This is a genomic window from Azospirillum sp. B510 (assembly GCF_000010725.1).
In the GTDB taxonomy this organism is placed as follows: Bacteria; Pseudomonadota; Alphaproteobacteria; order Azospirillales; family Azospirillaceae; genus Azospirillum; species Azospirillum lipoferum_B.
Window position 1 is genome coordinate 2,375,226 of sequence record NC_013854.1, and the last position, 24,876, is coordinate 2,400,101.

Sequence of the window (24,876 nt, forward strand, 5' to 3'; positions counted from 1 at the left end):
AGGAATTTCGTACACCAACTTGCCCGGATGCAACGGCTCACCCCAAAAGTCTTGACACCCCCATCTGAATACTCTGGGGGGCGTTGACGCCCATGCCATCCCATGCTATCCCAAGAACGCCCATTTAAGGGGGGCTGTTGCCCATTCTGGTTAACACCGGGGGCGGGAGCTGAATGGGCCAAGCGGGGCTAGCGCGGAGCACCCGACCGCGCATGGGGGATAGCAGGGGGGATCGCCGGGCCTATGGCCGTTTTCCTGTCCACATACGTCAACAAGGTTGACAGGAAAGGGCGTGTGTCCATCCCGGCACAGTTCAGGCAGTCGCTTGCCAAGACGTCGGCCCCCAACACCGTCTATCTCTGGCCCTCGCTGAACCACCAGGCGCTGGAAGGCGCCGACCAGGACTATCTCGACGTCCTCTCCGAAAGCCTCGAATCCCCCGACCTCGATGCCGACGAGCGCGACATGATCGAGACCTTCATCTTCGGAAAGCTGATCCCCGTCTCCTCCGACGCCGAAGGCCGCATCGTCCTGCCCAGGGAGCTGGCGGAGTTCGCCGGCATCACCGAGGAGGCCGCCTTCATCGGCCGCCGCAAGACCTTCCAGATCTGGGAACCCGAAGCCCTCAAGGCCCATGAGGCGGCCCTGCGCGAGCAGGTCGTGCGCAAGGACATCTCGCTGAGCCAGATCGTCGCCAAGGCGTCCCGCGGCGCCGCCAGCCGGAGCGGGGAGGGCGCCTGATGACCGACCCCCGCATCCATATCCCCGTCCTGCTGGACGAGGTGATCGCCGCGCTCGCCCCGCGTGACGGCGCCCTTTACGTCGATGGCACCTTCGGCGCCGGCGGCTACAGCCGCGCCCTGCTGCGATCGGCGTCCTGCCGGGTGATCGGCATCGACCGCGACCCCGCCGCGATCGAACGCGGCCGCGTCCTCGCCCAGGAGTTTCCGGGCCGCCTCGACGTGATCGAAGGCCGCTTCGGCGACATGGACCAACTGCTGGCCCGGCATGGCGTCGACAGGGTGGATGGCGTGGCGCTCGACGTCGGCGTCTCCTCTCCGCAGATCGACGAGCCGGAACGCGGTTTCTCCTTCCGTTTCGACGGCCCGCTCGACATGCGGATGGGACGGGATGGGCCGACCGCCGCCGACGTGGTCAACGGCGCCGATGAGGGCGAACTGGCCGACATCCTCTACCACCTGGGCGAGGAGCGGATGGCGCGCCGGGTCGCCCGCGCCATCGTCGCCGCCCGCCGCGAGGCGCCGATCGAGCGCACGGCGCGGCTGGCCGACATCATCCGTTCGGTGGTGCCGAAGGGGAAGGGCGACGGGATCGATCCCGCCACCCGCAGCTTCCAGGCGTTGCGCATCCATGTGAACGACGAGCTGGGCGAATTGCGGCGCGGCCTGTCCGCCGCCGAATCGCTGCTGGCGCCCGGCGGGCGTCTCGCCGTCGTCTCCTTCCATTCGCTGGAGGACCGCGAGGTCAAGGCGTTCCTGCGGGAACGCTCCTCGCCGCCGCCCTCCCCGTCCCGCCATACGCCCGTGACCGCGGTCGCGGCGCACCACCCCTCCTTCCGCCTGCTCTCCCGGAAACCCGTGGACCCGAGCGAGGCCGAAGCCCGCAACAACCCCCGCGCCCGGTCCGCCCGGTTGCGCGCGGCTGAACGTACCGAGGCGCCAGCGTTCCCGGCGCCCGGCAAGGAGGCAGCATGAAAGGCAAGACCTGGCTGTTCTGGGGCGGCCTGATCGCGGTCGCCGGAGGCGTGCTGTTCCAGACCAGCTACGACGTCCAGGATCTCGAGGAGAAGCTTGCCGGGCTGAACCGCAAGATCATCCAGGAACAGGAGTCCATCCAGGTCCTGAAGGCCGAATGGAGCTACCTGAACGACCCGACCAAGCTGGAACAGATGGCCCAGGCCTATCTGGCGTTGCAGCCGACCGAGCCGCGCCAGTATCTGGCGATGGACGTGATTCCGATGCGTCCGGCCGACGCCGTCCCGCCGCCGGCCCCCGCCCTGCCCGGCGTCGCCCCGCCGCCGCCGATGGCGCGCGCGCCGGGCACCGGCGCGGCGCAGGTCGCCGCCGCCCGCGCCCCGGCCAACAACAAGGCCGCGGCCGGACTTGTTCCGGTCAGCGCCCCGGCCGGACTCCCCGGCGGGCTCCCGCCCGGCGCGGCGAAGCCGCTGCCGATGGACAAGGCGCTGGAACGCGCGCCCGTCATCGTGCCGGCGTCGCTGCCCGCCTCCGGGTCGCTCTCCGACCCGTCCCGCGCCAGCCGGATCAAGCCCGACGCCCTGATGCCCGGCTCCGCCCGCGCGCCGGCCGACAAGCCCGCCGACCGCGCCGCCGGCAAGCTGGCTCCCAACGTCCCGACCTCGCCCAACCGCCCGACCGAACTGGCCGCCCGACCGACCCCGTCAGCCCCAGCACCGGCGAAGGCCGGCACCGTGACCGCCCAGCAGCCCTACCAGCCCAAGCCGACCGACAGCCTCGGGCTGCTCGTCGCGCGCCTGGGGGCCAATCGATGAACGGTCCCGACCACGCCGGCCCCGCTGGCTACGGCCAGCCCGGCGCCAGCACCGGCAGCACCTATGTGCCGCCGCCGGCGCCGTCGCCCTTTCCCCCGCCGCCCCAGCAGCCGTCCGCCAAGCCGCGGACCTCGCTGGCGGTCGCGCTGGAACAGAGCCGTTACCGCCTGATGGTGACGGCCGCCGTGGTCACGACCGTCTTCACCGCCATCAGCGTCAAGCTGGCGATGGCGACGCTGCTGGCCGGCGGCGGCGGTGAAGCGCGCCAGCATGTGGCGCTGGAACTGGACAACACCCCCACCAACCGCGCCGACATCCTCGACCGCAACGGCAACCTGCTGGCGACCTCCCTGGTCACCCAGTCGCTCTACGCCGATCCCAAGCTGGTGTCGCGCCCGGAAGAGGCGGCGCAGAAGCTGGTCAGCGCCCTGCCCGACCTGGATTACAAGGATGTGCTGGGAAAGCTGAGCGGCGATCGCCGCTTCGTCTGGCTGAAGCGCAACCTGACGCCGAAGCAGCAGGCCGCCGTCCACCGGCTGGGGATTCCCGGCGTCTCCTTCGAGCGGGAGGAGCGCCGCTTCTACCCCGCCGGCCCGCTGACCGCCCACATCGTCGGCTTCACCGGCATCGACAACAACGGCCTTGCCGGCATGGAGCAGGGCTTCAACAAGCGGCTGACCGAGGAGCCCGGAACGCCGGTGCAGTTGTCGATCGACCTGCGCCTTCAGCATGTCCTGAAGAAGGAACTGACCGCGACGGTGCAGGAATTCAGCGCCATCGGCGCCGCCGGCATCGTCTTCGACGTGCGCAACGGCGAAGTGCTGGCGATGGTGTCGCTGCCCGATTTCGACCCGCAGGATCCGACCGGCCTGAACCCGGAGACGCTGTTCAACCGGGCGACGCTCGGCGTCTACGAAATGGGTTCCACCTTCAAGATCTTCAACTCCGCATTGGCCTTCGACAGCGGCAAGATCCGTGTGTCCGACATGTTCGACGCGGCCCACCCGGTGAAGATCGGCCGCTTCACCATCAACGACTATCACAATCTGCATCGCGCGCTGACGGTGGCGGAGGTGTTCCAACACTCGTCCAACCTCGGCTCCGTCCGCATGATCCAGCTGATCGGCGTGGCGGCGCAGAAGGCCTTCATGACCAAGATGGGCTTCACCAGGCCCACTGGGCTGGAATTGCCGGAAAGCGGCTGGCCGCTGGTGCCCAACCCGTGGCGCGAGGTCAACAGCTACACCATCTCCTTCGGCCATGGCATCTCGGTCAGCCCGATGCACACGGTCGCCGCCGCCGCGTCGGTCATCAATGGCGGCTTCTTCCACAAGCCGACCCTGCTGAAGCGCAAAGCAGGCGAGGAAATCCCGACGGAACAGGTGGTGTCGCGCCAGACCTCGGACATGATGCGGCGCATGTTCCGCTTCGTGGTCACCGACGGCACCGGCAAGACCGCGGCCGTCAAGGGATATGTCGTCGGTGGCAAGACCGGCACCGCAGACAAGCAGAAGGGCAAGCATTACGAGAAGAACTCGCGCATGTCGTCGTTCCTGGGCGCCTTCCCGATGAATGATCCGCGCTACATCGTCTATGTGCTGGTCGATGAACCCAAGGGCATCGCCAGGACCGGCGGATTCGCCACCGGCGGCACCGTCGGCGCCCCCACCGTCGGCCGCATCGTCAAACAGATCGGCCCCCTGCTGAATGTGCCGATCGTCGACGAGAACACGCCGGACATCCTGAACTCCACCTACCTCAACGCCGCCGGTTCCACCAACTGGCAGCAATCCCTTCCCTCCGTCACCGCCCCACTCCCGCAGAAGGGAAGCACCGTTGCGTCTTTCCCAACTCAGACCAAGCCGCGCTGAGGCCGATCCGGGCGCAGCCGATCAGGCCCGGCCCGCCGGCGCCGATCCCGATATCGCCGGGCTGACCGCCGACAGCCGCGCGGTCAGGCCCGGCTTCGTCTTTGCCGCCCTGCCGGGCGTGAAGGCCGATGGCCGCGCCTTCATCGCCGACGCCCTCGCCAAGGGTGCCGTCGCCGTGCTGGCGCCCGAAGGCACCGAGTTGCCCGCCGGCTCCACCGCCCTGCTGCTGACCGACCCGCAGCCCCGCCTCGCCTTCGCGCGGATGGCCGCCGCCTTCCATGGCGGGCGCCAACCGGAGACGGTGGTGGCGGTGACCGGCACCAACGGCAAGACCTCCACCGTCCAGTTCGCCGCCCAGATCTGGGCGCGCATGGGCCTGCCCGCCGGCAGCCTCGGCACCCTGGGCCTGCTCGGCCCCGGCCTGCACGGCTATGGCGGGATGACGACTCCGGACCCGGTGTCGCTTCACCGCGACCTCGCCGCCGCCAAGGACGCCGGCATCGACCATCTGGCGATGGAGGCGTCGAGCCACGGGCTGGAGCAGTTCCGGCTGGACGGTGTCGCGATCAAGGCCGCCGGCTTCACCAATCTCACCCTCGACCACCTCGACTATCACGGTACGATGGAAGCCTATCGCGACGCGAAGGCTCTACTCTTCCAGCGTGTACTCCCCGCAGGATGCATCGCCGTGCTGAATGCGGACAGTGATGACTTTCACTTTTTTGCCACAATTTGTGACGAACGTGGCCAGCGTGTCCTGTCCTATGGCTTGGCCGGCGCCGAGCTTCGGGTGACCGGGGTGGAGCCGCTGGCCCATGGGCAACGGCTTTCCCTGACGGTGCTTGGCCGCGATGTGACGGTCGACCTGCCGCTGGCGGGGCGTTTCCAGGCCTGGAACGTGCTCTGCGCGCTGGGTCTGGTCATCGGTTCCGGTGGCGACGCGACACGGGCGCTCGCCACCCTCCCCGCCCTGGAGGGCGTGCCGGGCCGGCTTCAGCATGTCGCCACCCACCCCAACGGGGCGACGGTCTATGTCGATTTCGCCCACACGCCCGACGCGCTGGAAACCGTGCTGCTGGCGTTGCGCTCGCACGCCGCGCGCGATCTGGTGACGGTGTTCGGCTGCGGCGGCGACCGCGACCGGACCAAGCGGCCGGTGATGGGGGCGCTGGCGGCCCGGCTGGCCGACCGCGCCATCGTCACCGACGACAACCCGCGGACCGAGGATCCCGCCTTCGTGCGGAGCGAGGTCCTGGCGGGCGCCACCGGGGAGCTGGCCGGACGGTTGGAGGAGATCGGCGACCGGGCCGAGGCGATCCGCACCGCGGTGCGGCGGCTTCAGCCCGGCGACGTGCTGGTCATCGCCGGCAAGGGGCACGAGCAGGGACAGACCATCGGCACCGAGGTGCGTCCGTTCGACGATGCGGACGAGGCCCGGAAAGCCGTAGCGGAGGTTGGAGCATGAGCGACAAGACCGTCCTCTGGACCGCACGCGATGCGGCCGCCGCCACCGGCGGGCACCTGACCGGCCCGTCCGCCTGGGCCGCCACCGGCGTCGCCATCGACAGCCGCAAGGTGGCGCCGGGCGACCTGTTCGTCGCCATCCGCGGCCCGAATTTCGACGGGCATGCCTTCGTCGGCGCGGCGCTGGCCGCCGGAGCGGTCGCGGCGCTGGTCGATCATCCGCCGGACGGCCTGCCCGCCGACGCTCCGTTGCTGATCGCCCCGGTCGACCCGCTGGAGGCGATGGCGGCGATGGGCGTCGTGGCGCGGGCGAACTGCGGCGCCCGCATCATCGGCGTCACCGGATCGGTCGGCAAGACCGGCACCAAGGAGACGCTGCGTCATGTGCTGTCGGCGCAAGGCGCCACCTACGCCACCGAAGGCAGCCTGAACAACCATTGGGGCGTGCCGCTGTCGCTGGCCCGCCTGCCGGCCGACAGCGCCTATGGCGTGTTCGAGCTGGGGATGAACCATGCCGGCGAGATCGGCCCGCTGTCGCGGCAGGTCAAGCCGCATGTCGCCATCATCACCACGGTGGAGGCGGCGCATCTGGAATTCTTCTCCGGCGTCGAGGCCATCGCCGACGCCAAGGCCGAGATCTTCGAGGGGCTCGATCCCAACGGCGTCGCCGTGCTGAACCGCGACAACGGGCAATATGCCCGGTTGGCCGCCGCCGCGCGCCGCCATGGCCTGAGCCATGTCTGGGGCTTCGGCACCGACGAGAAGGCCGACGCCCGGCTGCTCGACTGCTCGCTGCACGCCACCTGCAGCGCGGTGACCGCGGTCATCCGCGGCGAGCGGCTGCAATATTGCCTGTCGCAGCCCGGCAGGCACTGGGTGATGAACAGCCTGTCGGTGCTGCTGGCGGTGAAGGCGCTGGGGGGTGACGTCGCCACCGCGGCGCGCGCCCTGTCCAGCCTGCCGTCGGTCAAGGGCCGCGGCACCCGCAGGCGCATTCAACTGCCGCAGGGCGCCTTCACCCTGATCGACGAGAGCTACAACGCCAGCCCGGCCGCCATGGCGGCGACGCTGGAGGTGCTGGGCAAGATCGACCCCGGCGCCGGCGGCCGGCGCGTCGCCGTGCTGGGCGACATGCGCGAGCTGGGCGACCGCGCCGACGCGCTGCACATCGCGCTGGCCGAGCCGCTGCGCGCCGCCCAGGTCGACACCGTCCATGCCTGCGGGCCGCATATGAGGGCGCTGTTCGACCGGCTGCCGGAGGCCATGCGCGGCGTCTGGACCGAGACCAGCGTGGAGCTGGCCCCCATCGTGGCCGCCGGCGTAAAAGGCGGCGACGTTATCATGGTCAAAGGGTCCTTGGGCAGTCGCACAGGTCTGATCGTCGATGCGCTCACCGCACTCGACAGCGGACGCGAAAGCGAGGACAAAGCCGCCTCCCGAACCACCAACCAGCCACAGGCGGCCGCGCAGTCGGCGCATGTGCCGCGAGGCTGACGGACCCAAATGCTCTACAATCTCCTCTTCGGTCTGGCGGACATCTTCTCGCCCTTCAACCTGTTCCGGTACCTGACCTTCCGGACCGGCGGCGCCGTCATCACGTCGCTGATCATCAGCTTCGTCTTCTTTCCCCGTCTGATCGCCTGGCTGAAGCACAAGCAGGGCGAGGGTCAGCCCATCCGCGCCGACGGCCCGGAAAGCCATTTCAAGAAGAAGGGCACGCCCACCATGGGCGGCCTGATGATCCTGATCGCCATGACGGTCAGCACCATCCTGTGGGCCGACGTCACCAACGCCTATATCTGGATCGTCCTGCTGGTGACCATCGGCTATGGGCTGATCGGCTTCGGCGACGATTACCTGAAGCTGACCAAGCGCAACACCAAGGGGCTGTCGGGCCGCTTCCGCCTGGGCTGGGAGATCGCCATCGGCCTGACCGCCTCCGCGCTCATCATGTGGGTGTCGGCGCCGCCGCTGTCGGGCGGCGTGGCGGTTCCCTTCGTCAAGGATTTCCTGATCCAGCTGTCCTGGTTCTTCGTTCCCTTCGGCGCCTTCATCATGGTCGGCGCCTCGAACTCGGTGAACCTGACCGACGGGCTGGACGGGCTGGCCATCGTGCCGACGATGATCGCCGCCGGCTGCTTCGGCCTGATCTCCTACCTGTCGGGCAACGCGATCTTCGCCAACTACCTTCAGATCCACCATGTGCCGGGATCCGGCGAGCTGGCGGTGTTCTGCGGCGCGCTGGTCGGCGCCGGGCTGGGCTTCCTCTGGTACAACGCGCCGCCCGCCATGGTCTTCATGGGCGATACCGGCTCGCTGTCGCTGGGCGGCGCGCTGGGCGCCGTCAGCGTGGTCACCAAGCACGAGATCGTGCTGGCGATCATCGGCGGCCTGTTCGTGCTGGAGACGGTGTCGGTGATCGTGCAGGTCGCCTCCTTCAAGCTGACCGGCAAGCGGGTCTTCCGCATGGCGCCGCTGCACCATCATTTCGAGAAGAAGGGCTGGGCCGAACCGACGGTGGTGATCCGCTTCTGGATCATCGCCTCGATCCTGGCGCTGGTCGGCCTGTCCACGCTGAAGCTGCGCTGAGGGGGGACCGGCGATGATCGACCTGTTCTACATGCGGGAACTGCCGGTGGCGGTGATGGGGCTGGGCAAGTCCGGCCTCGCCACCGCCCGCGCGCTGCGCGACAGCGGGGCCGAGGTCCGGGTGTGGGACGACAACCCCGCCTCCCGCGCCGCGGCGGAGGCCGAGGGCTTTTCCGTGGTCGATCTCGCCACCGCCGACCTGTCGGACCTGACCACCATCGTCTGGTCGCCCGGCATTCCCCATACCTTCCCCAAGCCGCACCCGGTGGCCGAGCGCGCCCGCGCGCTGGGGATCGAGCTGATATGCGACATCGAGCTGCTGGGCCGGGCGGAGCGCGACTGCGCCTTCATCGGCATCACCGGCACCAACGGCAAATCGACCACCACCACCCTGATCGGCCATATCCTGGCCGCCGCCGGGCGCAAGGCCGCGGTGGGCGGCAATCTCGGCACGCCGGTGCTGACCTTCGACCCGATCGGCGCCGGCAACGCTTGCGTCCTGGAGATGTCGAGCTATCAGCTGGAGCTGACCCACTCCATCACCTTCGACATCGCGGTGCTGCTGAACATCACGCCCGACCATCTCGCCCGCCATGGCGGGATGGACGGCTACATCGCCGCCAAGACGCTGATCTTCCACCGCCAGACCCGGCCGCGCACCGCGGTGATCGGCGTGGATGACGAGCATTGCCGCAAAATCCACGCCGGCCTCGTGGCCGCCGGCGACCAGCGCATCTGGCCGGTCTCCGCCCACGGGCCGGTGGCGGGCGGCGTCTATGCCGCCGACGGCTGGCTGGTCGACGACACCGAGGGCGAGGCGGTGCGCGTGGTGGAGCTGTCCACCCTGCCCACCCTGCTGGGCGCCCACAATTGGCAGAACGCCGCCGCCGCCTTCGCCGCCTGCAAGGCCGCCGGCATTCCGGCACCGGCCATCGTCGCGGCGATGGCGAGCTTCCCCGGCCTCGCCCACCGCCAGCAGTTGGTGGGAACGCTGGACGGCGTGCGCTTCGTCAACGACAGCAAGGCGACCAACGCCGACGCCACGGAGAAGGCGCTGGCGACCTTCGACCCGATCTACTGGATCCTCGGCGGACAGGCCAAGGACACCGGGCTGAACGGGCTGGAGCCTTACATGGGCCGGGTGCGCCACGCCTTCCTGATCGGCGAGGCGCAGGAGCAATTCGCCGCATGGCTCGACACGCAATCCGTTGCTTATACGCGCTGCGGAACGTTAGATATCGCAACCGCGAAGGCGGCGGAGATGGCGGTGGCGGAGCGGCTGACGGACGCCTGCGTGCTGTTGTCCCCAGCTTGCGCGTCGTGGGACCAGTTCGCCAATTTCGAGAAGCGCGGCGAGGCTTTCGCGGCCTGCGTCGTGTCCATCATCGGTGAGCATCGGCACACCGGGACCGGCAGCAGCGGAGGCGTTGCATGATCACCTTCGACCGCACCGACCAGTCGATCTTCGGCCGCTGGTGGTGGACCGTCGACCGCTGGCAGCTCGGCGCCGTCGCCCTGCTGATGTTCCTCGGCACCGTCCTGATCACCGCGGCCAGCCCGCCGGTGGCGGAGCGCATCGGCATCCAGGACACCTTCTATTTCGTCGAACGCCACGTGATGATGCTGATCCCGGCGATCATCATCATGGTCGGCGTCTCGCTGCTCAGCCCGCGCGGGGTGCGGCGGGTGGCGCTCGGTGTTTTCCTGATCGCGCTTGTGCTGGTCTACGCCACCCTGGTCGTGGGCGTGGAGATCAAGGGCGCGCGCCGCTGGATCCATGTGCCCGGCCTGTCGATCCAGCCATCGGAATTCATCAAGCCGGCCTTCGCCGTGGTCGCCGCCTGGCTGTTCTCGCTGTCGCGCACCAATCCGGGCTTCCCCGGCGCCCTGGTGTCGATGGTTCTCTATGGCGTCACCATGGCCGGCCTGATCCTGCAACCCGACCTCGGCATGACCTTCGTCGTCTCCGCCGTCTGGTTCACCCAGTTCTTCCTGGCCGGGCTGAATCTGGTGCTGGTGATGGGGCTCGGCGGGCTGGGGGTGGTCGGTCTCATCGGCGCCTATTACACGCTGCCGCACGTCACCAGCCGCATCAACCGCTTCCTCGATCCGCATGCCGGCGACAATTATCAGGTCAACCGCTCGCTGGAGGCCTTCGCCAACGGCGGGCTGATGGGCACCGGCCCCGGCCAGGGCACGGTGAAGTTCTATCTGCCCGACAGCCATGCCGACTTCATCTTCGCCGTCGCCGGGGAGGAGCTGGGCCTGATCTTCTGCCTTGGGTTGGTCGTGCTGTTCGCCTTTGTCGTCCTGCGCGGGTTCGCTCGTGTCTTCAATGACAATAATTATTTCGTTTTGCTGGCCGCCGCTGGTCTTCTGATCCAGTTCGGGCTTCAGGCGGCGATCAACATGGGTTCCTCCTTGCATCTTATGCCGACCAAGGGCATGACCCTGCCGTTCATCTCATACGGCGGCTCCTCGCTGCTGGCACTCGGGTTCGGCATGGGTATGGTTCTGGCTTTGACACGCAAACGCTTCGGCCCTTCGGAATGAGGAGGCCGACGGACTTGAACGCGACGGATTTGGACGCGCGCGCCCACAGGGTGATCGTTCTGGCCGCTGGCGGCACCGGCGGGCACATGTTCCCGGCCGAGGCGCTGGCGCGCGAGCTGCTGGCGCGCGGCCGCGCCGTGACGCTGGTCACCGACAAGCGCGGCCACGCCTTCGGCGACTCCCTGCCGGAGGTGCCGGTCCACCGCATCCGCGCCGCCTCCCCCGGCGCCGGCATCGCCGGCAAGTTGAAGGCCGCCTTGCAGATGGGCCTCGGCCTGCTGGAGGCGCGTTCCCTGATGCGCCGGCTGACCCCCGCCGCCGTGGTCGGCTTCGGCGGCTATCCGTCCGTCCCCACCGTCTATGCCGCGATCCAGTCGAAGCTGCCGGCGCTGCTGCACGAACAGAACGCCGTGCTGGGCCGCGCCAACCGGATGCTGATCGCCGGAAGCAGCCGCCTCGCCGTCGCCTTCCCCGCCATCGAGAAGCTGGGCGAGGCGCAGCGCGCCAAGATCGTCCGCACCGGCAACCCGGTCCGCCCGGCGGTCGCCGCCCGCCGCCTCACCCCCTATGAGGCGCCGCAGCCCGGTGGTGCCATCCGCCTGCTGGTGATGGGCGGCAGCCAGGGCGCCCGAATCTTCTCCGAGGTGATCCCCGCGGCGCTGGCGTTGTTGCCCGAGGCGACGCGCGCCCGCATCCATCTGGCCCAGCAATGCCGCCCGGAGGATCTGGAGGCCGCCCGCGACGCGCTGGAGCCGCTCGGCCTCGCCCGGTTGGAATTGCAGACCTTCTTCCGCGACGTGCCGGAGCGGCTGGCCGCCTGCCACCTCGCCGTGACCCGTGCCGGCGCCTCGACCATCGCCGAGCTGACCTGCGTCGGCCGCCCGGCGATCCTGGTCCCCTACCCGCACGCCACCGACGACCACCAGACCGCCAACGCCCGCCATCTGGCCGGGGCCGGGGCCGCCTGGCTGGTGCCGCAGCCCGCCTTCACCGCGACGGCGCTGGCGGAGCGCTTGTCCGCCCTGCTGTCCGATCCGCAGGCGCTCGCCGACGCCGCACGGGCCGCCCATGGCTGGGGCACCGCCGAAGCCGCCGGCGCGCTGGCCGACGCCGTGCTGGCGATGCTGGGCGCGCCCTCCGGTCACACCGACGCTCACTCCGACCACGACCAATCCCACCACGCCCGGCGCTCCGCCGCCGGTGCCAGCGCCAAGGGGGCCGCGGAATGATCAAAGCCATGCGGAATCTGACCCGGCGGACGCCGCGGCCACTGCGGGACTGGCCGGCGGACATGACGCGGACCGAGGGCGGCTGGTACAACCGTCCGGGCTGCCCGCTGGTGCCGCGCTTCCTCGCCGAAGGCGGCTTCCTGCGCGACCGCCTGTCGATGATCCACGGATCGCAACCCCTTCCCCCCGACCTGTCCGACCAAGCGGTCGACGCCACCCTCAGCCTGATGCTTCGCCGCGGAAAGTAAGCCCGACATGCGCGCCCTCCCCCTCTCGATCGGCACCATCCACTTCGTCGGCATCGGCGGCATCGGCATGAGCGGCATCGCCGAGGTGCTGCGGAACCTGGGCTATACCGTCCAGGGCTCCGACCTCGCCGAGAACGCCAACGTCAAGCGCCTGCGCGAGCTGGGCATCTCCGTGTTCGTCGGCCACCGCGCCGAGAACATCGCCGGTGCCGCCGTCATCGTCGTCTCCTCCGCAGTCAAGCGCGACAATCCGGAGGTCGTCGCCGCCCGCGCCGCCCTGGTTCCGGTGGTCCGCCGCGCCGAGATGCTGGGCGAGCTGATGCGGCTGAAATGGGCCATCGCCATCGGCGGCACCCATGGCAAGACCACGACCACCTCGATGGTCGGCCATATGCTGGAGCACGCCAACCTCGACCCCACCGTGATCAACGGCGGCATCATCAACGCCTACGGCTCCAACACCCGGCTCGGCACCGGCGACTGGATGGTCGTCGAGGCGGACGAGAGCGACGGCACCTTCGTCAAGCTGCCGGCCTGCATCGCCGTCGTCACCAACATGGATCCGGAGCATCTCGACTTCTACGGCACCTTCGACAACGCGCGGGCCGCCTTCGACAGCTTCGTCCAGAACATCCCCTTCTACGGCTTCGCCGCGCTCTGCATCGACCATCCCGAAGTACAGGCGATGATCCCCCGCGTCTCGGACCGCCGCATCGTCACCTACGGCTTCTCGCCGCAAGCCGACATCCGCGCGGTGAATGTGGAGCTGGGGCCCGACGGCGCCAAATACGACGTGCTGATCTATGACCGCCACACCGGCGAGAGCCGCGCCATCGCCGGCGTCCGCCTGCCGATGTACGGGCCGCACAATGTCCAGAACTCTCTCGCCTGCTTCGCCGTCGGCAACGAGATGGGGCTGCCCGACGTGGTGATGCGCGACAGCATGGCCAAGTTCCAGGGCGTGAAGCGCCGCTTCACCAAGACCGGCGAGGCCAACGGCATCACCGTCATCGATGATTACGGCCATCACCCGGTGGAGATCGCCGCCGTGCTGAAGGCGGCGCGCACCGCCGGCACCGGCCGCACCATCGCCGTGGTCCAGCCGCACCGCTATTCCCGCCTCGCCAACCTGTTCGAGGAATTCTGCACCTGCTTCAACGACGCCGACGCCGTGATCGTCGCCGACGTCTATGCCGCCGGCGAGGCTCCCATCGAGGGCGTCAGCCGCGACAGCCTGGTCGAGGGGCTGCGCATGCACGGCCATCGCCATGTCGTCGCCTTGCAGAACCAGCAGGAGCTGGCGCAGGTGGTGCGCGAGATGGCGCGGCCCGGCGACTTCGTCGTCTGCCTGGGCGCCGGCAACATCACCCAATGGGCGAACGCCCTGCCGGGCGAGTTGACCGCCCTGTATGGCGTGGCGCGATGACGGCGGCGCCCGGCATGACGCTGCCTGACGGCCACCTGATCCAACGGATGCCCGCCGTGCGCGGCCGGCTGACCGCCGACGCCGCCCTGGCGCCGGTGACGTGGTTCCGCGTCGGCGGCCCGGCGGAGGTGATGTTCCGCCCGGCCGATGCCGACGATCTGGCCGATTTCCTGGCGGCATTGCCGGCCGAGGTCCCGGTGACGGTGATCGGTGTCGCCTCCAACCTGCTGGTGCGGGATGGCGGCGTGCCGGGCGTCACCATCCGGCTCGGCCGCGGCTTCACCGATATCACGGCGGCCGGAACCGGAGACGGGATGACGCTGGCCGCCGGCGCCGCGGCGCTCGACCTGAACGTCGCCATGGTCGCGCGCGACGCCGGCATCGCCGGGCTGGAGTTCCTGTCCGGCATTCCCGGTACCATCGGCGGCGCCCTGCGCATGAATGGCGGCGCCTATGGCCGCGAGCTGGCCGACGTGCTGGTCGGCGCCAGCGCCGTGGCCCGCGACGGCCGCCGGCTGGAATTCAACCATGCCGCCATGGGCTTCACCTACCGCCACAGCGCGGCTCCGGAGGATTGCATCTTCACCGGCGCGGTTCTGCGTGGCGAGCCCGGCAACCCGCTGGAGATCGCGCGGCGCATGGCGGAAATCTCCGACAAGCGCGCCGACAGCCAGCCGGTCCGCTCGCGCACCGGCGGCTCGACCTTCAAGAACCCCGCCCCTGAAATCTCCGGCGGCCTCAAGGCGTGGGAGCTGATCGACAAGGCCGGCTGCCGCGGCCTGTCGATCGGCGATGCCCAGGTTTCGGAAAAGCACTGCAACTTCCTGATCAACAACGGCGCCGCCACCGCCGCCCAGCTGGAAGCGCTGGGCGAGGAGGTCCGCCGCCGCGTGTTCGAGGCCAGCGGCGTGACGCTGGAATGGGAAATCAAGCGGATCGGCATCGCCGCCGCCCAAGGAACCGACCAATGACCGAAGCCCTGCTCCACGCCCATAAGAAGCATGTCGCCGTCCTGATGGGCGGCTGGTCAGCCGAGCGCGAGGTATCGCTGGTCAGCGGGGCCGGCGTCGCCAAGGCGCTGGAGGAGGAAGGCTACCGCGTCACCGCCATCGACGTGCAGCGCGACCTGGGCGGGCTGATGCAGGCCCTGACCAACCCGCGGCCCGACGTGGTGTTCAACGCCCTGCACGGCCGTGGCGGCGAGGACGGGACGATCCAGGGCGTGCTGGAGTTCCTCGGCCTGCCCTACACCCATTCCGGCGTCCAGGCCGCCGCCATCGCCATGGACAAGGCGATGACCAAGCGGCTTCTCGACACCGTGGGCATCCGCTCGCCCAAGGGGATGGTGCTGTCCCGTGGGGAGATCGCCGGCGGCGTACACCCCATGCCGGCGCCCTATATCGTCAAGCCGGTGGACGAGGGCTCGACCGTTGGCGTAACCCTGGTCCGCGAGGGGCAGAACAGCCCGGTCGGCGACGACGGGTCGTTCGGAGCGACCTTCGGCGAGCGCGTGCTGGTCGAGGAGTTCATCCCCGGTCGCGAACTGACCGTGGGCGTCATGGGTGACCGCGCCTTGACGGTGACCGAGATCGTCTTCCAGGCTCAGGTCTACGACTACACCGCGAAATACAGCGCCGGCCACGCCGTCCACACCCTCCCCGCCGCGATCCCCGAGGCCGTGGCCGAGGAGGCGAAGCGGGTGGCGGTGCTGGCGCACCAGACCCTGGGCTGCCGGGGTGTGTCGCGCAGCGACTTCCGCTGGGATGACAGCCGGCCGGGAACCGACGGGCTGTATTTCCTGGAGATCAACAACCAGCCGGGCATGACGCCCCTGTCGCTGGTGCCCGAGCAGGCCGCGCATGTGGGGATCACCTACGGCGCGCTGGTCGGCTGGCTGGTGGAGAATGCCGCATGTCAGCTCGCCTGATGGCCAACCCGGACTTCCGCGCCGCCGCCGCCGGCGCGCGGGCCCGGGAGGAGATGCCGACCCCGCCGCGCGCCATGGCCGCCTCGGCGGAGAAAGGCAAGCGGCGCCGCGCCTGGCCGCGCTGGACCCGCTCCGCCGTCAAGACGGCGCTGCTGCTGGTGCCGGTGCTCGGGCTGACCGCCGCCGCCGGCTCCGCCTGGAAGCGCGGCAGCCTCGCCGACACGATGGAGGCGGCGCGGGAAAGCGTCATCCGGCTGACCGGCGACATGGGCTTCCGCCTGTCGGAGATCCTGGTGGTCGGCCGCAGCGAGACCGAGCGCGACGTCGTGCTGGACGCGCTGGGCGTGCGCCGGGGCGAGCCGATCCTGTCCATCGACCTCGCCGACGCCAAGCAGCGTCTGGAGGAGCTGCCCTGGGTCTCGTCGGCCTCGATCGAGCGGCGGCTGCCCGGCTTCCTCTACATCCGCCTGTCCGAACGCCAGCCGATGGCGATCTGGCAGCATGACCGCCAGTTCACCGTCATCGACCGCGCCGGCCGGCCACTGGCCGACGCGGCGGAGCTGGCGCGCCGCGGCAACCAGCGGATCGAGACGCTGCCGCAGGTGATCGGCGCCAACGCGCCACAGCAGGTCCACACCCTGCTGTCGGCGCTGGACAGCGCCCCGACCATCGCGCCGATGCTGTCCTCGGCCAGCTGGATCAGCGACCGCCGCTGGAACCTGCAACTCGGCAACGGCGTGACGGTGAAGCTGCCGGAGGGCACGGAGGAGATGCGCCGGGCGCTGCGTCAGCTGGAGCAGATGCACACGGCCAGCCATGTGCTCGACCGCGACATCGTCGCCATCGACCTGCGGCTGCCCGACCGCGCCGCGATCCAGACCTCCGCCACCGCCCAGCTTCCGGGCTGGGAGGAAGACGCCAAGAAGAAGAACGGCAAGAAATCGTAAGGGACGCGTGCCGCCGACCCGCTTTCGGGGAAGCGGGCGTCTCCGGCGGACAGAGGAGCAGAGGGAAGTCTTGGGGGGCATGTTCGGGATGGGATTCAACGGCGCCAAGAAGCCGAAGCGGCCGACCCGTGGCGGGATCGTCACGGCGCTGGACGTCGGCTCGACGAAGGTGTGCTGCGTCATCGCGCGGATGGAGGAGCCCGGCTCCCTCCGCGTGATCGGCGTCGGCCACCAGATCGCCACGGGCATCCGCGCCGGCACCATCATCGACATGGAGGCGGCGGAGACCTCGATCGGCGCCGCCGTGCATGCCGCAGAACAGATGGCCGGCGAGACGGTGCATGACGTCGTCGTCAATCTGTCGATGGGCCATCCGCGCTCCCACCCCTTCACCGCCACCGTCCCGGTCTCCGGCCAGGAGGTGACGGAAGGCGACATCCGCCGCGCCATGGCCCATGCCCGCACCCTGCAGGCCGGTCCCGATCAGGCGCTGATCCACACGATCCCGCTGGGCTTCACGCTCGACGGCAGCCGCGGCATCCGCGATCCCAAGGGGATGAGCGGCCATACGCTGGGCGCCCAGCTGCATGTCGTCACCGCCGCGGCCGGCGCCATCCGCACGCTGCATGCCTGTATCGCCCGCTGCCATCTGAACATCGAGTCGATCGTCGTCAGCCCCTTCGCCTCCGGCCTCGCCTGTCTGGTCGAGGACGAGATGGAGATGGGAGCGGCCTGCGTCGACATCGGCGGCGGCGGCACCACCATCTCGATCTTCGCCGAAGGCAATCTGGTCTGGACCGGCTTCGTGCCCTTGGGCGGCCGGCATGTCACCAACGACATCGCCCATGGCCTCGCCACGCCGCTCGCCCATGCCGAGCGGCTGAAGGTGCTCTACGGCAGCGCCCGGGTGAACCCGGCCGACGAGCGCGAGATGATCGAGGTGCCGCAGATCGGCGAGGACGAGCGCAGCGGCAGCGGCAGCGCCAGCCACCCGCGCTCCTTCCTGGTCAGCATCATCCAGGCGCGGATGGAGGAGATCTTCGAGGAGGTGCGCGGCGCCATCGAGCAGTCGGGCCACTCCCAGCTGGTCGGCCGCCGCGTCGTGCTGACCGGCGGCGCCAGCCAGATGCCGAACACGCGCGAAATGGCCGCCCCCATCCTGGACAAGCAGGTCCGCGTCGCCCGTCCCACCCGGATCGCCGGCCTCAACGAGGCGCATGGCGGACCGGCCTTCTCGACGGTGGCGGGCCTTCTCCTACATGCCGTCCGCAACCCGACGGAGCTCATGGTGACCGGCCAAGAGGCGGTCGCGTCAACCGGGCTCCTCGGCCGCGTCGGCCTGTGGCTGCGGGAGAATCTCTAGATGATCCTTCCCGCCGCCGCCATTCACCGATTCCCGAACGGACAGACACCGGACACAACCGGGCGCCGGTCGCGGCATATCAAACATGAAACCCAACGAAAACAGGTTGTGGAGGCCTGGTAACATGATCAACGTGACCATTCCCCAGATCGAGCCCGAGCTGAAGCCGCGCATCACCGTGTTCGGCGTCGGCGGCGCCGGCGGCAACGCCGTCAACAACATGATCAAGTCGAACCTGGAAGGCGTGGACTTCGTCGTCGGCAACACCGACGCCCAGGCGCTGAAGGGTTCGCTCTGCGAAAAGCGCATCCAGCTCGGCACCGGCACCACCCGCGGCCTCGGCGCCGGCTCCAAGCCGGATGTAGGCCGCGCGTCCGCCGAGGAGCAGATCGACGAGATCGTCCAGTATCTCGAAGGCTCCAACATGGTGTTCATCACCGCCGGCATGGGCGGCGGCACCGGCACCGGCGCCGCCCCGGTCATCGCGCGCGCGGCCCGCGAGCGCGGCATCCTGACCGTCGGCGTCGTCACCAAGCCCTTCCATTTCGAGGGCGGCCACCGCATGCGGCTGGCGGAAGGCGGTATCGCCGAACTCCAGCAATATGTCGACACCCTGATCATCATCCCGAACCAGAACCTGTTCCGCATCGCCAACGAGAAGACGACCTTCGCGGACGCCTTCAAGATGGCCGACGACGTTCTGCATTCGGGCGTGCGCGGCGTCACCGACCTGATGGTGATGCCCGGCCTGATCAACCTGGATTTCGCCGACATCCGCTCGGTCATGACCGAGATGGGCAAGGCGATGATGGGCACCGGCGAGGCCGGAGGCGAGCGCCGCGCCATCGAGGCCGCCGAGGCCGCCATCTCCAACCCGCTGCTGGACGACGTGTCGATGAAGGGGGCCCGCGGCGTCCTCATCAACATCACCGGCGGCTACGACATGACCCTGTTCGAGGTCGACGAGGCGGCCAACCGCGTCCGTGACGAGGTCGATCCCGACGCCAACATCATCTTCGGCTCGACCTTCGACAGTTCACTGGACGGCGTGATGCGCGTGTCGGTCGTCGCCACCGGCATCGACGCCGCGGCGATGAGCAACCCGCGCACCCTGCATCCGGTCAACCTGTCGCTGGTTCCCGGCGACCGCGCCAAGAAGCCGGCCGCCCCCGGCAACCTGACCGGCGCTCCGACCCCGGCCGCCGCCCAGGCCGCGGCGATTCCCAGCGCCGCCGCCGGCCTGCGCACGCCGCAGCCGGTCACCGCCGGCGCCGCCGCCATCCAGCATGATCCGGCCCAGCAACAGCCGGTCCATCAACATGCGGAAGCGCCGAGGCCGTCGGCCGGCCCGCTGCATGGCGAGAACCAGGGTGGCCACTTCTTCGCGCCGAAGCCGGCCGACGCCGGCCCGCGCCAACCGGTGACCGTCGGCGCCGCCCCGCTGTCGACCCCGCAGCAGCCGATCCACCCGCAGCAAGTCCCCCAGATGCCGCAGATGCAGGGCCATCCGCAACATCAGCCGCAGCAGCAGGCCCCGATGCCGCAGCCGCAACCGCATCACGCCGCTCCGCCGGTCCACCAGCAGCATCCCGGCGGTCTGACCGTGGCACCGGCGGCTCCGGCCCCCGCGCCGGAACCGGCGCCGGCCCGCAAGGGTAACTTCCTGTTCGGTCTGGTGACCGGGCTCGGCCGCAAGTCCGAACCGGCCCATCCGCAGGCTCCCCAGCCGATGCCGCAGCCGGCCCCCCAGGCCTACCAGCCGCCGCCGGCTCCGCAGCAGGCCTATCAGCCCGCTCCGCAGACCTACCCGCCGCAGCAGCCGGCCTATCCGCAGCAGCCGCCGCAGCCGCAGCAGGCTCCCCACCAGGGCTACCCGGCGGGCCAGCAATATCCGGCCCCGCAGCAGCAGCCGGTCTATCCGCAGCAGCCGACCGCTCCGCAGCAGGCCGCCGGCTACCCGGCCGCCCCGCAGCCGCAGGCGCCGGCCCCGCGGCTCGACGCCAAGCCGGGCGAACAGGAGGAACTGGACATTCCGGCCTTCCTGCGCCGTCAGGCCAACTGAGCCGGCGTGAACCGATCTTGGCCGCCATCCCTCCGATGACGGCCGGCCATCCCGGCGAAAGCCGGAGATAACCGCCGTCGCCGCAGCCTCCTAATCGCGGCGCCGGCGGCTCCACAACCTGACCGAACCTTTCGGACCCCGGTGACGCCCCCGTGCGTCTCCGGGGATTTTTTATTGCGGCCCGAATGCGCGGAACAGCTGATTGCTTGTGAAGGCCACCACTTTTGCCCTGCAACAAACGGTAACAATGAGTGATTTGCCGATTTCCAAGCCCCGGTGTTACCTATCAGCATGGTCGAAAGCGAAAGCCGCCGACGCGATGATCTTCCAAGATCAAGCGACGCGGTGACGCCGGAAACCTCTCGTTCACGACCAAGATGGAAAAGACATCGTGGCCAACAATCGCAGCAACGCGGGCGGCATGTTCCAGCAGACCCTGAAGAAGTCGGCGACCATCGCCGGCGTCGGTCTGCATTCGGGCGTCATCGTCACGCTGACGATTTCGCCGGCCGATGCGAATTCCGGAATCACCTTCCTGCGCACCGACCTCAAGGGCGCCGCCGCCGTCATTCCGGCGCGTTGGGACACCGTGGTCGATACGCGCATGTGCACCGTGATCGGCAACGACCATGGCACCACCGTCGGCACCATCGAGCATCTGATGTCGGCGCTGGCCGGCTGTGGCATCGACAACGCCATCGTGTCGCTGGACGGCATCGAGGTGCCGATCATGGACGGCAGCGCCGCCCCCTTCGTCGCCGCCATCGAACAGGCCGGCATCTCCGTGCAGAAGGCGCCGCGCCGGCTCATCCGCATCCTGAAGCCGGTCAGCATCGGCGACGGCATCAAGAGCGCGTCCTTCACCCCCGACGACGCCACCAGCTACAGCTTCGAGATCGACTTCGACAGCGCCGCCATCGCCCGCCAGTCGCGCGCGCTGGAGATCGATCCGGACAGCTTCAAGGACGAGATCAGCAGCGCCCGCACCTTCGGCTTCCTGCACGAGGTCGAAGGGCTGCGCAAGATGGGCCTCGCCCGTGGCGGTTCGCTCGACAACGCGGTCGTCATCTCCGGCGACACCGTGATGAACGCCGAAGGGTTGCGCTTCTCCGACGAGTTCGTGCGCCACAAGATCCTGGACGCCGTCGGCGACCTCTATCTGGCCGGCGCGCCGATCGTCGGCCATTTCCACGGCGTGCGCTCCGGCCACGCGCTGAACAACCAGCTCCTGCGCGCCCTGTTCGCCGACCGCGGCGCCTGGCGCTACGAGACGGCGGTGTCGCTGCCGGTCGCGCGCCGCGGTCTGGAGCATATGGTGGTCGCCTGATCACCAGCGCTTTCCTGACATTTCCATAGGTGTCTGCCCCTGCCCTCCCCCACCGGGGAGGGCATTTTCTTTGCGCGCTCCCCTCCCCTGCCGGGATGACCGATCACGCAAAAGAAAAAGCGCCCTCCCCTTCCGGAGCGGGCGCTGCACGGGAATTTGAAGCGGTTTCCCAGAATTCTTAGTCATTACAGCGTTTTAGATAATTTTCCTTAGATGCGGCTTACGGTTCTGCGGGCATCCCCTTCCAGCGGTCGAGAGGGAACATCCTCCTCCCTACTCCACCGCCGCCATCTCCGCACCGTTGCCGGCATATTCGCCGAAGCGGGTATCCTCCTTCAGGATGTGCTTGCCCAGCCAGTCGGAGCAGAACAGGAACACCTCCTCGCCGCTGATCCCGCCACCGTTGCTGCGGAACTCGTCGCGATACTGTTCGACCTGTCGGGTCAGCCTGTCATGCAAGGCCTTGTGCGCGGCGAAGGTCGGGTAGTTGAGGCGCGCCATCTGCGCCTCCTCCTCCGCGAAATGATGGCGGGTGTAGGCGATCAGCTCGTCCAGAATGGCTTCGATCAGCGCGGGGTTCCGCCGGCTGGGCTCGTCATACAGCTTGTTCACGATGGCGATCAGAACGCGGTGATCCTCGTCCAGCGCATCATTGCCCACGCTCATCCAGCGCGACCATTGAATCGGTTCCATGGCGTTTCCTTCGTCCCCCGTCGTTGGGTGCCGGCGGACGGACGCGGGCGTTGACCGCCCGTCGATACCGCCCCGGTCCGGGGCCGGTCCGCCTGTCCGGCATTGTTTCACTGCTGCCTATAAGCCTTTTCTGATTCCACTCTTCCCATCTCCGTCCGTCAACCAGAGCGGACGGGGATGCGACATTTTGGCAAGCTGCGGCGGCACGGCCGGGTCAGCCGCCGATCTTGGCCAGCCATTCCTCCTCGGTCAGAATCTCGACACCAAGATCCTTGGCCTTCGCCGCCTTGCTGCCGGCATCGGCCCCGGCGACGAGATAATCGGTCTTGCCGGAAACCGAACCGGCGACCTTGGCGCCCAGCGATTCCGCCCGCGCCTTGGCCTCCGACCGCGTCATCCGCTCCAGCGTGCCGGTGAAGACCACCGTCTTGCCGGCGATGGGGGAGTTGCCGGCCTTCGGCACCGCCGCCTCCAGCACGATCAGCCGCCCGGCCAACGCCTCGACGATCAGGCGGTTGCGCTCCTCGGCGAAGAAGCCGGCCAACTCCTCCGCCGCCACCTCGCCGACGTCCGGCGTGGCGACGAGGTCGAGCCAGGGCTGCCCCGGTGCCTGCGCCACCGCCCGCTCCATCGCCGCCCGCCAGTCGGAGAGATTGCCATAGCGGGTGGCCAGCGCCTGGGCGGCGCGCGTGTTCAGCCGCTTGATGCCGAGAGAGCCGATGATCGTCTCCAGCCGCAGCGCCTCGCTGCCGGCATAGAAATCCAGCTTGGCGGCACTCTCCGGATCGGCGAACCAGGCGAGGATGGTGTCGGCGGTGACCGGGCCGACCCCGTTCAACGCGTGCAGATCGCGCCATTCCTGGCCGGGCATCGCCCGCTCCGCCGCCCGCATGCCATCGACCCAACCCCGCATCGTCCTGTAATGGCGGGCCAGCGACTTCGCCGTCACCTCGCCGACATGGCGGATGCCGAGCGCGAAGATCACCCGGTGCAGTTCGATGCCGTCGCGGCGCTGGTTGATCGCCTTGAACAGATTCTCGACCGACTTCTCCTTCCAGCCCGGCCGTCCGATCAGCTCGACCCGGTCTTCAAGGGTGAAGATGTCGACCGGCGACTTGATGAAACCCTCGTCCCAGAACTCCTCGATGATCTTCTCGCCCAGCCCCTCGATGTCGAAGGCGTCGCGCGACACGAAATGACGCAGCCGTTCCTTGGCCTGGGCGGCACAGATCAACCCGCCGGTGCAGCGGCGCACCACCTCGCCGGCTTCGCGGATGGCGAGGCTGCCGCAGACCGGGCAGGTCTCCACCGGGACATAGGGCACCGAGTCGGCCGGGCGCTGCGACAGCACCACCTCCACCACCTGCGGGATGACGTCGCCGGCCCGCTGGACGACCACGAGGTCGCCGACGCGGATGTCCTTGCGGGCGATCTCATCCTCATTGTGCAGGGTGGCGCGGCTGACGACGACGCCGCCGACGGTGATGTCGTCCAGTTCCGCCACCGGGGTCAGGGCGCCGGTGCGGCCGACCTGGATGGTGATCGCCTTCAGCCGGGTCTGCGCCTGCTCCGCCGGGAATTTGTGGGCGATGGCCCAGCGCGGCGCCCGGCTGACGAAGCCCAGCCGCTGCTGAAGCTCCAGGCTGTCGACCTTGTAGACGACGCCGTCGATGTCGAAGGGCAGGCCGGCGCGCAGCCGGCCGATGCCCTCGTAATAGGCCAGCAGCTTGTCCTTGCCGTCGCACAGCTCCGCCGGACGGTTCAGCTGGAAGCCCCAGCCCTTCAGCCGCTCGCGGATGCCCCATTGGGTCTCGGCGATCGGCTCCGACGCCTCGCCCAGCGCATAACCGAAGAAGCAGAGCGGCCGGGACGCCGTGATGGCCGAATCGAGCTGGCGCAGACTGCCGGCCGCCGCGTTGCGCGGGTTGGCGAACAGTTGCTCGCCCTTCTCCGCGCGGGCGGCGTTCATCGCCAGAAAGTCGTCGCGGCTCATATAGACTTCGCCGCGGACCTCCAGCACCTCGGGGAAGGGCGCCGGCAGGCGGTGCGGCACGTCGCGGATGGTACGGACATTGGCGGTGACATTCTCGCCCTCCGCCCCGTCGCCGCGGGTGGCGGCCAGCACCAGTTCGCCCTTCTGGTAACGAAGCGAGCAGGACAGCCCGTCGATCTTCGGTTCCGCCACGAAGGTCAGCGGGGCATCGTCGGCGAGGCCGAGGAAGCGGCGGACGCGGGCGTCGAACTCCGCCACGTCCTCCGGTGCGAAGGCATTGCCCAACGACAGCATCGGGATGGCGTGCCGCACCTTGCCGAATCCGGCGGCCGGCGCGGCGCCGACCCGCAGGCTGGGCGAATCGGCGCGGCGCAGCTCGGGGAAGCGCGCCTCGATGGCAAGGTTGCGGCGGACCAGCGCGTCATAGTCGGCGTCGGTGATCTCCGGCTGGTCCTGCTGGTGATAGAGCCGGTCATGATGGGCGATCTCGGCGGCCAGCGCCGCAAGATCGGCGGCGGCCTGCTCCGGCGTCAGGGCATCGACGGCGATGCTGCGGGGATCGGGCGGCGTGTCGAACAGGTCCTGCATGGCGCGTCTCGTGACGAATCGGGGGCTTCCGAGGAATGGCCGGGCAGAATAGCGCCTGAACCCCGG

20 protein-coding genes are annotated in these 24,876 nt (G+C 69.3%); 18 read left to right on the forward strand and 2 right to left on the reverse strand.

From position 1 onward, the window contains the following. Positions 1 to 294 precede the first annotated feature (294 nt). The 18 genes from AZL_RS11040 to lpxC all read left to right on the forward strand — a co-directional run bounded on the left by AZL_RS11040 (position 295) and on the right by lpxC (position 21,536). Complete coding sequence (locus AZL_RS11040; protein WP_371304209.1) at positions 295 to 741, forward strand: division/cell wall cluster transcriptional repressor MraZ; 447 nt, start codon at positions 295 to 297, stop codon at positions 739 to 741. Further along, positions 741 to 1,715 carry a 16S rRNA (cytosine(1402)-N(4))-methyltransferase RsmH gene (rsmH, locus tag AZL_RS11045; RefSeq protein WP_012974639.1) on the forward strand — a complete coding sequence of 325 codons (975 nt, stop codon included), beginning with the start codon at positions 741 to 743 and terminating at the stop codon, positions 1,713 to 1,715. Before AZL_RS11040 ends, rsmH begins: the two co-directional genes overlap by 1 nt. Continuing rightward, the gene (locus AZL_RS11050) at positions 1,712 to 2,530 is read left to right on the forward strand and encodes a cell division protein FtsL (RefSeq protein WP_012974640.1); all 819 of its coding nucleotides are present in this window, start codon (positions 1,712 to 1,714) and stop codon (positions 2,528 to 2,530) included. Before rsmH ends, AZL_RS11050 begins: the two co-directional genes overlap by 4 nt. Then, complete coding sequence (locus tag AZL_RS11055) at positions 2,527 to 4,401, forward strand: peptidoglycan D,D-transpeptidase FtsI family protein (protein WP_012974641.1); 1,875 nt, start codon at positions 2,527 to 2,529, stop codon at positions 4,399 to 4,401. Before AZL_RS11050 ends, AZL_RS11055 begins: the two co-directional genes overlap by 4 nt. Further along, positions 4,367 to 5,866, forward strand: coding sequence for a UDP-N-acetylmuramoyl-L-alanyl-D-glutamate--2,6-diaminopimelate ligase (locus AZL_RS11060; protein WP_012974642.1), 1,500 nt, complete (start codon positions 4,367 to 4,369; stop codon positions 5,864 to 5,866). The genes AZL_RS11055 and AZL_RS11060 overlap by 35 nt, the downstream gene beginning before the upstream one ends. Continuing rightward, positions 5,863 to 7,359: a UDP-N-acetylmuramoylalanyl-D-glutamyl-2,6-diaminopimelate--D-alanyl-D-alanine ligase gene (locus tag AZL_RS11065; protein ID WP_012974643.1), complete on the forward strand. Its 1,497-nt coding sequence runs from the start codon at positions 5,863 to 5,865 to the stop codon at positions 7,357 to 7,359. The genes AZL_RS11060 and AZL_RS11065 overlap by 4 nt, the downstream gene beginning before the upstream one ends. A gap of 9 nt (positions 7,360 to 7,368) precedes the next feature. Further along, positions 7,369 to 8,454, forward strand: a complete 1,086-nt coding sequence (gene mraY / locus AZL_RS11070) for a phospho-N-acetylmuramoyl-pentapeptide-transferase (protein ID WP_012974644.1) — start codon at positions 7,369 to 7,371, stop codon at positions 8,452 to 8,454. A 13-nt stretch (positions 8,455 to 8,467) separates the two neighbouring features. Next, positions 8,468 to 9,889: a UDP-N-acetylmuramoyl-L-alanine--D-glutamate ligase gene (murD, locus tag AZL_RS11075; RefSeq protein WP_012974645.1), complete on the forward strand. Its 1,422-nt coding sequence runs from the start codon at positions 8,468 to 8,470 to the stop codon at positions 9,887 to 9,889. Continuing rightward, positions 9,886 to 11,007, forward strand: coding sequence for a putative lipid II flippase FtsW (ftsW, locus tag AZL_RS11080; protein WP_012974646.1), 1,122 nt, complete (start codon positions 9,886 to 9,888; stop codon positions 11,005 to 11,007). Before murD ends, ftsW begins: the two co-directional genes overlap by 4 nt. Further along, positions 11,004 to 12,236, forward strand: coding sequence for an undecaprenyldiphospho-muramoylpentapeptide beta-N-acetylglucosaminyltransferase (gene murG / locus AZL_RS11085; RefSeq protein WP_012974647.1), 1,233 nt, complete (start codon positions 11,004 to 11,006; stop codon positions 12,234 to 12,236). Before ftsW ends, murG begins: the two co-directional genes overlap by 4 nt. 62 nt (positions 12,237 to 12,298) lie before the next feature. Continuing rightward, complete coding sequence (locus AZL_RS11090) at positions 12,299 to 12,484, forward strand: hypothetical protein (protein WP_247894193.1); 186 nt, start codon at positions 12,299 to 12,301, stop codon at positions 12,482 to 12,484. A gap of 7 nt (positions 12,485 to 12,491) precedes the next feature. Further along, the gene (gene murC / locus AZL_RS11095; protein WP_012974648.1) at positions 12,492 to 13,910 is read left to right on the forward strand and encodes a UDP-N-acetylmuramate--L-alanine ligase; all 1,419 of its coding nucleotides are present in this window, start codon (positions 12,492 to 12,494) and stop codon (positions 13,908 to 13,910) included. Positions 13,911 to 13,924: 14 nt separating this feature from the next. Further along, positions 13,925 to 14,881 carry a UDP-N-acetylmuramate dehydrogenase gene (gene murB / locus AZL_RS11100; protein ID WP_042443743.1) on the forward strand — a complete coding sequence of 319 codons (957 nt, stop codon included), beginning with the start codon at positions 13,925 to 13,927 and terminating at the stop codon, positions 14,879 to 14,881. Further along, complete coding sequence (locus AZL_RS11105) at positions 14,878 to 15,837, forward strand: D-alanine--D-alanine ligase (protein ID WP_042442990.1); 960 nt, start codon at positions 14,878 to 14,880, stop codon at positions 15,835 to 15,837. Before murB ends, AZL_RS11105 begins: the two co-directional genes overlap by 4 nt. After that, complete coding sequence (locus AZL_RS11110) at positions 15,822 to 16,784, forward strand: cell division protein FtsQ/DivIB (protein ID WP_012974651.1); 963 nt, start codon at positions 15,822 to 15,824, stop codon at positions 16,782 to 16,784. The genes AZL_RS11105 and AZL_RS11110 overlap by 16 nt, the downstream gene beginning before the upstream one ends. Positions 16,785 to 16,872: 88 nt before the next feature. Beyond that, the gene (gene ftsA, locus AZL_RS11115; protein WP_012974652.1) at positions 16,873 to 18,147 is read left to right on the forward strand and encodes a cell division protein FtsA; all 1,275 of its coding nucleotides are present in this window, start codon (positions 16,873 to 16,875) and stop codon (positions 18,145 to 18,147) included. A 124-nt stretch (positions 18,148 to 18,271) separates the two neighbouring features. Beyond that, entirely contained in the window at positions 18,272 to 20,209 is a 1,938-nt protein-coding gene (ftsZ, locus tag AZL_RS11120; protein WP_012974653.1) for a cell division protein FtsZ, read from the forward strand. A gap of 391 nt (positions 20,210 to 20,600) precedes the next feature. Further along, positions 20,601 to 21,536 (forward strand): UDP-3-O-acyl-N-acetylglucosamine deacetylase, encoded by a 936-nt coding sequence (gene lpxC / locus AZL_RS11125; RefSeq protein ID WP_012974654.1) that lies wholly within the window; start codon positions 20,601 to 20,603, stop codon positions 21,534 to 21,536. 273 nt (positions 21,537 to 21,809) lie between these two features. Here lpxC and AZL_RS11130 read toward each other — a convergent pair whose 3' ends face one another. Beyond that, positions 21,810 to 22,229 (reverse strand): bacteriohemerythrin, encoded by a 420-nt coding sequence (locus tag AZL_RS11130; protein WP_012974655.1) that lies wholly within the window; start codon positions 22,227 to 22,229, stop codon positions 21,810 to 21,812. 214 nt (positions 22,230 to 22,443) lie between these two features. Beyond that, on the reverse strand, positions 22,444 to 24,810 hold the full coding sequence (ligA, locus tag AZL_RS11135) for an NAD-dependent DNA ligase LigA (protein WP_012974656.1): 2,367 nt from the start codon (positions 24,808 to 24,810) through the stop codon (positions 22,444 to 22,446). Positions 24,811 to 24,876 lie beyond the last annotated feature (66 nt).